Source organism: Massilia sp. DWR3-1-1, assembly GCF_049898325.1.
Lineage (GTDB): Bacteria > Pseudomonadota > Gammaproteobacteria > Burkholderiales > Burkholderiaceae_D > JAFCUW01.
The window spans coordinates 114,644-126,701 of sequence record NZ_JAFCXL010000002.1 but is presented as its reverse complement, the minus strand read 5'-3'; the positions used below and the strand labels follow the sequence as shown (position 1 = coordinate 126,701).

The following is a 12,058-nucleotide window of genomic DNA, read 5'->3' as shown; positions in this document are numbered from 1 at the left end:
AGATAGGGGGGCCGGCAGATCGCCCCTGGGGCAGCTGCCGGTTCCGCCGCGAAATAGAGCAGGAGGCACTTTGACTTATCTCATCGACCGACGCTTGCAGGGGAAAAACAAGTCCGCGATCAACCGGGGGCGCTTCCTGCGCCGCTACAAAAGCCAGATCAAGGACGCGGTCGGGCGCGCCATCAAGGGCCGCTCCATCACCGACATCGAGAACGGCGAAAAAGTCTCGATCCCCGTCAAGGATGTCAACGAACCCAGTTTCGGCCATGCCCACGGTGGCGTGTGGGAAACCATTAATCCAGGCAACAAGGAATATCAGAAAGGCGACCAGTTCAACCGTCCCCGCAGTGGCGGCGGCAGTGGCCGCGGCAAGGCCGGCAACAGCGACCAGGCCAACGAGGACGATTTCATTTTCGAGCTCTCGCGCGAAGAATTCATGAATTACTTCTTCGAAGACCTCGAACTGCCGAACATGGTCAAGACCCAGTTGTCGCAAACGCCGGAAATGAAGAACCAGCGTGCCGGCTACAATATTTCGGGCACCCCCTCCAACATCCACGTGCTGCGCTCCCTGCGCGGCGCCCTGGGCCGGCGCATCGCCGTGGGCGGCAAACCGCGCAAGCAGCTGATCGAAGCCGAACAGGCGCTGGCCGACCTGCTCGAGGGCGGCGCCGCGCTGGACGACCCGGCCGTGCTGGAACTGAAAAAACTCGTGCATCACCTGCACACGCGCCTGCTGGCGATCCCCTTCATCGATCCCTTCGACCTGCGCTACAGCAACCGCATCAAGGTGCCCAAGCCGTCCACCCAGGCCGTCATGTTTTGCATCATGGATGTCTCCGGCTCCATGGACGAGGGGCGCAAGGACACTGCCAAGCGCTTCTTTATCCTGCTGTACCTGTTCCTCAAGCGCGCCTACGACAAAATCGAGGTGGTGTTCATTCGCCACCACACGGCCGCCGCCGAAGTGGACGAAAACGAATTTTTCCATTCCCGCGAATCGGGTGGCACGGTGGTGTCGTCCGCCCTGCACCTGCTGCAGAAAATCCTCAGCGAACGTTACGGCAGTGGCGACTGGAACAGCTATGTCGCCCAGGCCTCCGACGGCGACAACTGGGACAACGACTCGGTGCTGTGCAAGCAGTTGCTGATCAACGCCGTCATGCCCAAGGTGCAGTACTACACCTACGTCGAAATCACCGACGGCCCACAGCAGAACCTGTGGGAACAGTACGCCGAAGTGGGCGACCATCACGCCAACTTTGCCATGCAGAAAATCGTCACGCCGGCCGATATCTACCCGGTGTTCCGCGAACTGTTCAAGAAACAGCCGAAGTGAGGCCGCCATGCCCCGAGATCCCCAACACCCCCGCGCCCTGCCCGAGCAGTCGGAATGGACGTTCGACCTGATCGAACACGCCCACGAAGAAATCCGCCGCGTCGCTGAAAGCTTCGGGCTCGATACCTACCCCAACCAGCTCGAAATCATCACCGCCGAGCAAATGATGGATGCCTACACTTCGGTGGGCATGCCCGTCTCCTACAATCACTGGTCATTCGGCAAGCACTTTTTATCGACGGAGAAAAGCTACAAGCGGGGGCAGATGGGACTGGCCTACGAAATCGTCATCAACTCCAATCCCTGCATCGCCTACCTGATGGAGGAAAACAGCCTGACCATGCAGGCGCTGGTGATCGCCCACGCCGCCTATGGCCACAACTCCTTCTTTAAAGGCAATTACCTGTTTCGCACCTGGACCGACGCCGACGCCATCGTCGACTACATGGTATTCGCCAAGAACTACATCGCCGAGTGCGAGCAGCGCCACGGCATCGATGCTGTCGAACAATTGCTCGATTCCTGCCACGCCTTGCAAAACTACGGGGTCGACCGCTACAAGCGGCCGGCCAAGCTGTCGCTGGCGCAGGAAAACGCCCGCCTGAAAGAGCGCGAGGAATACGCCCAGTCGCAAGTGAATGCCTTGTGGCGCACCGTGCCGCGGCGCGACGAGCAGGCCAGCGACGCGACGCCGCCCCGCTTCCCGCCCGAACCCGAGGAAAACCTTTTATATTTCATCGAAAAATACGCGCCCCTGCTCGAACCATGGCAACGCGAACTGGTGCGCATCACCCGCAAGATCTCCCAGTATTTTTATCCCCAGCGCCAGACCCAGGTCATGAACGAAGGCTGGGCCACCTTCTGGCACTACACGATCTTGCAGCAGCTCTATAAAGAAGGCATCGTGGGCGACGGCTTCATGATGGAGTTCTTGCAAAGCCACACCAACGTGGTGTTCCAGCCTTCGGCCACCAGCCAGTGTTACAACGGCATCAACCCGTATGCGCTGGGCTTCGCCATGATGAGTGACATCCGCCGCATCTGCGAAGCACCCACTGCGGAAGACCGGGAATGGTTCCCCGCCATTGCCGGCAGCGACTGGCGCAGCACGCTCGACTTCGCCATGCGCAATTTCAAGGACGAAAGTTTTATCGCCCAGTACCTGTCGCCCAAGCTGATCCGTGATTTTCACTTCTTCGCCGTGCTCGACGACGACCGCAAGGAAAAACTGCAGATTTCCGCCATCCATGACGAGCAGGGCTACCGCTACGTGCGCCAGCAACTGGCCGAACAGTACAACCTGGGCAACCGCGAGCCCAACATCCAGGTCTGGCAGGTCAATACACGCGACGACCGCGCGCTCACCCTGCGCCACAGCCAGTTCCAGCGGCGCCCGCTCAACCAGCAGGCCCAGGAAGTACTGCGACACGTGGCACGCTTGTGGGGCTTCGATGTGCACCTGGAAACAGTGGACCCCAACGGCCACGTCGTCAGCAGCCTCGAAGTGCGGCGCGAAAAACGCGCACGCCACTGACACGACAGCGCGCCCCCGGCGCGGCGCGCGGCGCGCGGCGCCCGGCGCGCGGCGCCCGCGCCGTCCCCCTCTTATATAGCGCGTCGCGCAAGGCGTTCCTTCCCCTGCCGCGCCCTGTATAGATATATCAACACAGCGCCCTTCCATCACCCCATGCTATATGGGTGACTGCCGCGCTGCGGTGCCCACGCTGTTCAAGCGTACGACATCTCGCCGGCATTCCCCCTATAGTTAGTAATATCGCCATATCAACACCGTAGTGTGTACGCTGAGTGTGGCTTTTTCATTGCGAAAGTTTTCCATTTGCGAATTCGACGCAATTTGCACTTGTTTGGTGCGAATTGTCGTGGGACGTCGCGCTTTTCCGGGGCGATTTTGGCCGATGCTGCACCGCAGCGCAGCGTGCAAAATGACGTCCGGTAAACATCATTTTCACTGTGAGATAACAGACGTTTGCGGCATGAAAAATGTATGTGCAAAAAAGAATTCGTAGGTATAATTCGCCGATGTCCCGGATACGGTCGCAGGTCTTGCCGTGTTTTGTGGGTTTAGTAGTAGGAACAAAAAGAGTTGGTATTGGAGAAAGCAGGCATGAATTTTTCGCATGATAAGCAGCCCGGGAAGAATGTCACTGGGATCACCATTGTCATCCTCTTGCACGTGCTGGTTGCCTACGGGATCATTACCGGTCTCGGCAAGCGCATGGTCACCAAGATGGCTGAAGCGGTAGAGACCAAGATCATTGAGGAGCAGGCGCCTCCCCCACCGAAAGAAATTCCGCCACCACCGCCTCCACCAGAAATGAAGGCGCCGCCGCCACCATTCATCCCGCCAGTCGAGGTGAACGTGCAGCAACCTCCTCCGGTGCAGAACACCATTGCGGTGACCTCGCAGGCGAAACCAGCCTCGAACGAACTGCAAAAAGCGCCGCCTGCACCAGCCGCGCCTCCTGCACCGGCAGCGAACCCGAACCCTGCACGCGTCGCGGCAGTGGCCGATTTCAACACCTGCGCAAAACCGGAATGGCCGAAAGCCTCCTTGCGTAACGAAGAAACCGGCACTGTGACGCTGCAATTCCTGATCGCCGAAGATGGCCGTGTTGCCGATTCGAAGATCCTGAAATCGAGCGGCTTCCGTGACCTGGACAAAGCCGCTGTGACGGGTATCAGCAAATGCCGCTTCAAGCCGGGCACCACCGACGGCAAGCCTGAAAAGGCGTGGATGCAAATGCAATATGTCTGGACGCTGGAATAAACCCGGGACAGTTTGACCGTCCCAGCCTGTGATTTTTCGTTGTCTCTATGTTCAGCGAACTGATTATTTTATATATTTGGAGGAAGCATGTTTAAGAATACCCGTTTGTCCGCAGTCCTGGCGGCTGTCCTGTTTTCGCTGACCGCAGCGAGCGCACTGGTGTCCGCACCAGCATTTGCCGATGCTCCTAAAGCGGCTGAAGCCGCAGCACCTGCTGCCGCTCCTGCTGCTCCTGCCGCTGACGCTGCCGCTGCAGCGCCAGTCGCCGCGCCAGCCGGTACCAAAGAAGAAGTTGAAAACCCGTTCGGTATCAAAGCCGTCTGGGAAGGTGGCTTCGTTCCCCGCGCTACCCTGATCATCCTGTCGCTGATGTCGATGGGTTCGTGGTACATCATCATCACCAAGCTGCTTGACCAGATGAAAATCTTCAAGCAATCGAAAGAAACCCAGGCCAAGTTCTGGAAAGCTTCGTCGATCGCTGCTGGTTCGGCTGCCCTGAAAGACGGCTCGCCATTCCGCTTCATCGCTGAAACCGGCACCAAAGCCACCCAGCACCACGACGGCGCCCTGCTCGAGCAAATCGACCTGTCGACCTGGGTGACCATGCAGATCCAACGCGCTGTTGAAAAAGTCCAGTCGCGTCTGCAAGATGGCCTGTCGTTCCTGGCAACCGTCGGTTCGACCGCACCGTTCATCGGTCTGTTCGGTACCGTCTGGGGTATCTACGGCGCGCTGACCAACATCGGTATGACTGGTAACGCATCGATCGACAAAGTCGCCGGTCCAGTTGGCGAAGCACTGATCATGACCGCCTTCGGTCTGTTCGTCGCTGTTCCTGCCGTTCTGGGTTACAACTGGTTGGTGCGTCGTAACAAGAGCGCCATGGAAGACGTCCGTTCGTTCTCGGCTGACGTACACTCGGTGTTGATCTCGGGCGCAATGTCGACCAGCGAAGCTGGCCGTCTGGCAGGCGCGACCAAAAAGATTGGATAAATCATGTCGATGAGCGTCGGCTCCGATAGCGGAGAAGAAGATGCAGTCATGTCAGAGATCAACACGACGCCGCTAGTCGACATCATGTTGGTTCTGCTGATCATCTTCCTGATTACCAGCCCGGTCGTGTTGAAGTTGCAGAAGATTAATCTTCCAACCGAGACCAACCAGGCTGCCAAGACCAAGCCGGAAGACGTCAATATCGTGGTCAACAAAGACGGCGATATGTACTGGAACCAAAAGAAGCTGGCGAACACGGATGAATTGTTCGAGTTCCTGAAGAAGGAATCTGTCAAGTTGCCGCAGCCAGAAGTGCATGTACGTGGTGACCAGGAAACCAAGTACGAGTTCATCGGCAAGGTTATTTATACGGCACAACGTGCTGGGGTCCAGAAGGTCGGTTTCATCACCGAACCGCCTGACAAGGGTTAAGCCCCTCCCCGTCCCGCCCGGTCATTCAGGGCGGGACGGGGCCCCAACATTTCTAAAGGACACACCATGAGTATGAACGTCGGTTCAGGTTCCGCCAGCGCAAACGCTGATCCGGAACCAATGATGGAAATGAACATGACACCCTTGATCGACGTGATGTTGGTCTTGATTATCATGTTGATTATCACGATTCCGAAGCAAAACCATTCGGTCAATCTGAACCTGCCAGTCGGCCCGTCCAATCCGCCACTGACCGAGCCGGTCGTCATCGACATCGATGTCGACTTCGACGGCACGATTTCCTGGAACGGCGTTGTCGTTCCGGACCGTGCGGCGCTCGACGCCAAGCTGGCCACCGTGTCAGCCCAGGCGGATCAGCCGGAAGTGCATTTGCGTCCGAACAAGCTGGTGGAATACAAGTATGTCGCCGGCGTGATGGCTTCGGCCCAGCGTCTCGGCGTGACCAAGATTGGTATGGTCGGCAACGAGCAGTTTCAGTAATCGTAATTCGTAGAACGAACACGGCAGGTATCCCCTGCCGTTTCTCATTTTGAAGAAAGAATTCCACACAATGCCAAAATTCCGTCTCGCGCACCTCGGCCTCGTGATGGCCGCTCTCGGCTTCACGGCCGCCACCCCTGTGATCGGCCTGTCGACCGCATTCGCCGCAGAAACCATGCGCGCCGAAGTGGGCAAGCCCCTGCAAGACGCCCAGGCCTTGATGAAACAGGGCAAGAACCGTGAAGCGCTCGCCAAATTGCGCGACGCCGACAACGTCAGCAACAAGACCGCCAACGAGAGCTACCTGATCGAGCGCGTGCGCGCGGCGGCGGCATCGGCGGCCGGCGACAACGAAGCCGCTGCCAAGTCGTTTGAAACCCTGATCGCGTCGGGCCGCCTGTCGGCTGGCGAGAAGGACAAATTTTCCGAAGGCCTGGTCGGCCTGTACATCCGCGCCAAGGACTACGGCAAGGCCAACGCCGCCATCAACCGCCAGCTCAAAGAGCGCGACAATCCAGCGCTGCGCCAATTGCTGATCCAGAACTACTACGTCTCCGGCAATCTGGGCCAGGCGGAGCAGGAACTGCGTAACATCGAAAAAGGCGGCAAGCTCAACGAAGACCAATTGGGTCTGTTGGCCAATATTCAGCTGAAAAAAGGCGACAAGGCAGGTTACGTCGGCACCATCGAAAAGCTCGCGGCCTCGTACCCGAAAGTATCGTACTGGACCGATTTGCTCAACCGCGTGGTCACCAAGCCCGGTTACTCGAACCGCCTGACGGTCGACATCTACCGCTTGAAGCTGGCCAACAGCCTGCTGAAAAAGCCCAGCGAATTCGTCGAGATGGCCCAACTGGTGCTGCAAGCGAAAGCCCCGGCTGAAGCCCTGAAAGTGATCGGCAAGGGTTACAAGGCAGGCTTGCTGGGCGTGGGCGCAGAAGCGGCCCGCCACCAGCGCCTGAAAGACCTGGCTGAAAAAACCTTGGCCGAAAACCAGAAAAATCAGGCCACTGAAGAAGCAGCCATGCTCAAGGCCAAGGATAACGATGGCCTGGTCGCCATGGGCTACGGCCTGGTGCAAGCGGGTCAAGCCGACAAGGGTCTGCAGATCATGCAAGACGCCATCAAGGCGGGCGGTTTGCGCAACCCTGAAGATGCCAAGTTGCACCTGGGCCAAGCCCAGGCGGTGGCCGGTAAAAAATCGCAAGCCATCACCACCCTCAAATCGGTGGGCGGCAACGACGGCACGGCCGATCTGGCCCGTTACTGGATCATGGCCATCAATAACCCGATGGGCTAAGTCCCCCCGCTGCGGGCATGATGCAGGTCGTCATGCCGCGAGCAAAAGCGCTGCCCTCGGCAGCGCTTTTTTGCATTTTGCCACGTCCATCGCCCCCTTCGGCCTGCTCAGCAAGGCAGATGGGATGTGAAAGCCGCAACTTGACCGTATAATCCTCTATTTAGCTTGCAGCAATAGGCAGCACATCAGATGAAGGTATTCCGAGGACTCCCCAATGACCGGGCGCGCGCACCGTGCGCCCTGACGATCGGCAATTTCGACGGCGTCCATCGCGGCCACCAGGCCCTGCTGGGGCGTGTGCGTGCCGCAGCCACTGCACTGGACGTCGAGGCGGCCGTGATGACGTTCGAGCCGCACCCGCGCGAATTTTTCGCCGCCCGCGCGGCCGACCCATCACGCGCGCCCAGTCGCATCGCCAATTTGCGCGACAAGCTGGGCTCGCTGGCGGCAGCAGGCATCGACCGCGTCATCGTCGAGCATTTCAACGCCCAGTTCGCCGCCCTGACGCCCGAAGAATTTACCGCACGCGTGCTGGTCGAAGGCTTGCACGTGAAGTGGCTGATGGTGGGCGACGATTTCTGCTACGGCGCCCGACGCAGCGGCACCGTCGCCATGCTCAAGGAAGCGGGAGCACGCCATGGCTTTCACGTCGAGACCCTGCCAACAGTGAATCACGGCGAGCGCCGCATCTCGTCCTCGGCCGTGCGCGAAGCGCTGGCCGCGGGTGACTTCGTGCAAGCCAAGCAGCTGCTCGGTCACGATTACGCCATGTCCGGCCACGTCATCCATGGCCAGAAACTGGGCCGCACACTGGGCTTTCCCACCCTGAACCTGCGGGTGGCGCACCGCGCCGCCCTGGCTGGCATTTTTATCGTCCGCGTTCATGGCCTGGGACCGGCCGCCCTGCCGGCCGTCGCCAGCATCGGCGTGCGCCCCACCGTCGACGACTCCGGCCGCGTGCTGCTGGAAGTGCACGTATTCGACTTTCAGGGCGATTGCTACGGCAAGCTCGTCCAGGTCGAGTTTCTTGAAAAAATCCGCGACGAAGCAAAATACACCGACCTGGCAAGCCTGACGGACGCCATCAACAACGACGCCGAGCGCGCCCGCGACTGGTTTGCCAGCCGCGCCGGCGCGCTCACGGCCACCGACCGAATTTGACGCTGTCCAGCTTAGACTCACTGGCCACACTGCCGCGCCGGCCCCCTGCCAGCCGGCGCCATCGGCCCACACCGTCCTTCCGCATTCACTTGTAAAGAAAACCATGTCCGATACCAAAGCTGTGAACCCAAAAGGGGCCAAGAAGCCCGAGAGCAAATACCCGGTCAATATGACCGACACCGTCTTCCCCATGCGGGGCGACCTGGCCAAGCGCGAGCCGGGCTGGGTCAAGCAGTGGCAGGACAAAAAACTCTACGAGCGGGTGCGCAAGGCCAGTGCCGGCCGCCCGAAATTCATCCTGCACGACGGCCCGCCCTACGCCAATGGCGACATCCACCTGGGCCACGCCGTCAACAAGATCTTGAAGGACATGATCGTCAAGGCGCGCACCCTGGCCGGCTTCGACGCGCCCTACGTGCCCGGCTGGGATTGCCACGGCATGCCGATCGAGATCCAGATCGAAAAACTGTACGGCAAGAACCTGCCCACCGCCGACGTGCTCACCAAGGCACGCGCCTACGCCTACGAACAGATCGACCGCCAGCGCGCCGGCTTTATCCGCCTGGGCGTGCTCGGTGAATGGGACAATCCCTACATGACCATGGCCTTCGGCAACGAAGCCGATGAACTGCGCGCGCTCGGCACGCTGCTCGAGAAGGGCTATGTGTACCGCGGCCTCAAGCCCGTCAACTGGTGCTTCGATTGCGGCTCGGCGCTGGCCGAGGCGGAAGTCGAATACCAGGACAAGCGCGATCCCGCCATCGACGTCGGCTTTCCGTTTGCTGAACCTGAAAAACTGGCGGCCGCCTTCGGCATGCCCAGCCTGCCCGCCGGCGACGGCTTCGTCGTCATCTGGACCACCACGCCGTGGACCATACCGTCGAACCAGGCCCTCAACGCCAACGCCGAAGTGACGTACGCGCTGGTGCAGACCGAGCGCGACGGCAAGAGCCTGCTGCTGATCCTGGCCGCCGACCTGGTCGAAGCCTGCCTGGCCCGCTACAAGCTCGAAGGCAGCGTCATCGCCACCTGCCTGGGCGCGGCCCTCGAAGGCATCAGCTTTCACCATCCGCTGCACCAGGCCGATCCGTTCTACGACCGCCTCTCGCCGATGTACCTGGCCGACTACGTCACCACCGAAAGCGGTACCGGCATCGTCCACTCCGCGCCTGCCTACGGCCAGGAAGACTTTATTTCGTGCAAAGCGCACGGCATGCTGGACGACCAGATCCTCACGCCGGTGCTGGGCGACGGCCACTTCGCCGCCTCGCTGCCCCTGTTCGCCGGCATGACCATCTGGGAAGCGTCGAAACCGATCTGCGCGGCGCTCACCGCCGCCGGCGCCCTGTTCGAAGTCAAGATGTTCGATCACAGCTACATGCACTGCTGGCGCCACAAGACGCCGATCATCTACCGCGCCACCTCGCAGTGGTTCGCCGGCATGGACCTCACGCCCAAGGATGGCGGACCAACCCTGCGCGAGAGCGCGCTGGCAGGCATCGAACAGACCACGTTCTTCCCCGACTGGGGCCAGGCGCGCCTGCACGGCATGATCGCCAACCGTCCCGACTGGACCCTGTCGCGCCAGCGCCAGTGGGGCGTGCCGATGGCCTTTTTCCTGCACAAGGAAAGCGGCCAGCTGCACCCGGACACGCCGGCGCTGATCGAAAAAGTCGCGAAGCTGTTTGAAGAAAAAGGTATCGACGCCTGGCAGGCGCTGCAACCGGAAGACCTGGGTATCGACGGCACCATGTACGTCAAGAACAAGGACACGCTCGACGTCTGGTTCGACTCCGGCGTGACCCACCAGACGGTGCTGCGTGGCTCGCACAAGACGCAACTGGCGTTCCCCGCCGACCTGTACCTGGAAGGCTCGGACCAGCACCGTGGCTGGTTCCATTCGTCGCTGCTGACGTCCTCGATGCTCAACGGCGTGCCACCCTACAAGGCGCTGCTCACGCACGGTTTTACGGTCGATGCCGAAGGCAAGAAGATGTCCAAGTCGCTTGGCAACACGCTGGCGCCGCAAAAAATCTCCGATACCCTGGGCGCCGACATCCTGCGCCTGTGGGTCGCCTCGACCGACTACAGCGGCGAGCTGTCGATCTCCGACGAGATCCTCAAGCGGGTGACCGAATCGTACCGCCGCATCCGCAATACCCTGCGCTTCCTGCTGGCGAACACCTCGGACTTCAATCCCGCCACGCAGGCCGTGCCGATGGCCGACCTGCTCGAGATCGACCGCTACGCGATCGCCTCGATGGCCGCGCTGCAACAGGACATCCTGGCCCACTACGAGCGCTACGAATTTCACCCGGTGATCGCGCGCCTGCAGAACTACTGCTCGGAAGACCTGGGCGGCTTCTACCTCGACATCCTGAAAGACCGCCTCTACACCACCGCCGTCGATTCGCCGGCACGCCGCTCGGCGCAAACGGCCCTGTGGCACATCGCCCAGAGCCTGCTGCGGGTGATGGCGCCGACCCTGACGTTCACGGCCGAAGAAGCGTGGCAGGCATTCGCCACGCCGCAGGCCTACGCCGACAGCGACGACACCATCTTTACCCAGACCTACTGGGAACTGCCGCAGGTGGCCGATGGCGAAGCGCTGCTGGCGAAGTACGCGGCCTTGCGCGCGGTGCGCGCCGACGTCACCAAGGACCTCGAAGCGCTGCGCGGCTCGGGCGCCATCGGCTCGTCGCTGCAGGCGGAGCTGACCATCAAGGCGGCGCCGGAAAAATACCGCCTGCTCGCCAGCCTCGACGACGACCTGCGTTTTGTCTTCATCACTTCGCAGGCACGCGTCGAAGCAGTCGCCAGCGTCGATGACGAAGCCATCGCGGTGACGGCGTCGAGCGCGCCCAAGTGCGAGCGCTGCTGGCACTACCGCCCCGACGTCGGCCACCATGCCGACCATCCGGGACTGTGCGAGCGCTGCTACGGCAACCTGTTCGGCGCCGGCGAAACCCGCCGTTTCGCCTGATCCGATCCACCACCGCCTGATCGACTGAGCCCCCATGGCCACTAAAAAAACCTCTACCTTCTCCACTGCCAAGAACCGCGCTTCGCTCGCGCCATGGCTGGGCATCGCCGCCATCATCATCCTGTGCGACCAGCTGTCGAAAATCGCCATCACCAAGATGTTCGTGCTGGGCCAGGAAAAAGCCATCACGGGGTTCTTCAACCTGGTGCTCGCGTATAACCGGGGCGCCGCGTTCAGCTTCCTGTCCGACCAGGGCGGCTGGCAGCGCTACTTTTTTACGGCGATCGGCGTGGTGGCGGTGGGCTTCATTATTTACATGCTGCGCAAGCACGCCGGCCAGCGCCTGTTCTGCTGGGCGCTGGCGCTGGTCATGGGCGGCGCCATCGGCAACGTCATCGACCGCCTGCTGTACGGCCACGTGATCGATTTCCTCGATTTTCACCTGGCCGCGGTGGGCCATTTCCCCGCCTTTAATATCGCCGACAGCGCCATTTGCGTGGGCGCCTTCCTGTTCATCTTCGACGAACTGCGGCGCGTCAACAAGAACTGAACGGGGGAGCG

The 12,058-nt window shown here is 60.8% G+C and carries 10 protein-coding genes; all 10 read left to right on the top strand.

Annotated features, from left to right (window positions below; all coding sequences use genetic code 11):
- The first annotated feature begins 70 nt into the window (after positions 1-70).
- The 10 genes from ACP7EY_RS02820 (at position 71) to lspA (ending at position 12,047) form a co-directional block, all read left to right on the top strand.
- Complete coding sequence (locus ACP7EY_RS02820) at positions 71-1,339, top strand: YeaH/YhbH family protein (protein ID WP_426190252.1); 1,269 nt, start codon at positions 71-73, stop codon at positions 1,337-1,339.
- Positions 1,340-1,346: 7 nt separating this feature from the next.
- A complete protein-coding gene (locus ACP7EY_RS02815; RefSeq protein ID WP_426190250.1) occupies positions 1,347-2,873 on the top strand; it encodes a SpoVR family protein in 1,527 nt (508 codons plus the stop codon).
- A gap of 591 nt (positions 2,874-3,464) precedes the next feature.
- On the top strand, positions 3,465-4,127 hold the full coding sequence (locus tag ACP7EY_RS02810) for an energy transducer TonB (protein ID WP_426190742.1): 663 nt from the start codon (positions 3,465-3,467) through the stop codon (positions 4,125-4,127).
- A gap of 87 nt (positions 4,128-4,214) precedes the next feature.
- Positions 4,215-5,120 carry a MotA/TolQ/ExbB proton channel family protein gene (locus ACP7EY_RS02805; protein WP_426190248.1) on the top strand — a complete coding sequence of 302 codons (906 nt, stop codon included), beginning with the start codon at positions 4,215-4,217 and terminating at the stop codon, positions 5,118-5,120.
- Positions 5,121-5,123: 3 nt separating this feature from the next.
- Positions 5,124-5,552 (top strand): ExbD/TolR family protein, encoded by a 429-nt coding sequence (locus ACP7EY_RS02800; RefSeq protein WP_426110204.1) that lies wholly within the window; start codon positions 5,124-5,126, stop codon positions 5,550-5,552.
- Positions 5,553-5,618: 66 nt separating this feature from the next.
- Positions 5,619-6,053: an ExbD/TolR family protein gene (locus ACP7EY_RS02795; protein WP_426190246.1), complete on the top strand. Its 435-nt coding sequence runs from the start codon at positions 5,619-5,621 to the stop codon at positions 6,051-6,053.
- Between the two features lie 70 nt (positions 6,054-6,123).
- Positions 6,124-7,353 carry a hypothetical protein gene (locus ACP7EY_RS02790; protein ID WP_426190244.1) on the top strand — a complete coding sequence of 410 codons (1,230 nt, stop codon included), beginning with the start codon at positions 6,124-6,126 and terminating at the stop codon, positions 7,351-7,353.
- Between the two features lie 189 nt (positions 7,354-7,542).
- The gene (locus ACP7EY_RS02785; RefSeq protein ID WP_426190242.1) at positions 7,543-8,514 is read left to right on the top strand and encodes a bifunctional riboflavin kinase/FAD synthetase; all 972 of its coding nucleotides are present in this window, start codon (positions 7,543-7,545) and stop codon (positions 8,512-8,514) included.
- 103 nt (positions 8,515-8,617) lie between these two features.
- Positions 8,618-11,497 (top strand): isoleucine--tRNA ligase, encoded by a 2,880-nt coding sequence (ileS, locus tag ACP7EY_RS02780; protein ID WP_426190240.1) that lies wholly within the window; start codon positions 8,618-8,620, stop codon positions 11,495-11,497.
- A 34-nt stretch (positions 11,498-11,531) separates the two neighbouring features.
- Entirely contained in the window at positions 11,532-12,047 is a 516-nt protein-coding gene (lspA, locus tag ACP7EY_RS02775; RefSeq protein ID WP_426190238.1) for a signal peptidase II, read from the top strand.
- The last annotated feature ends 11 nt before the right edge of the window (positions 12,048-12,058 follow it).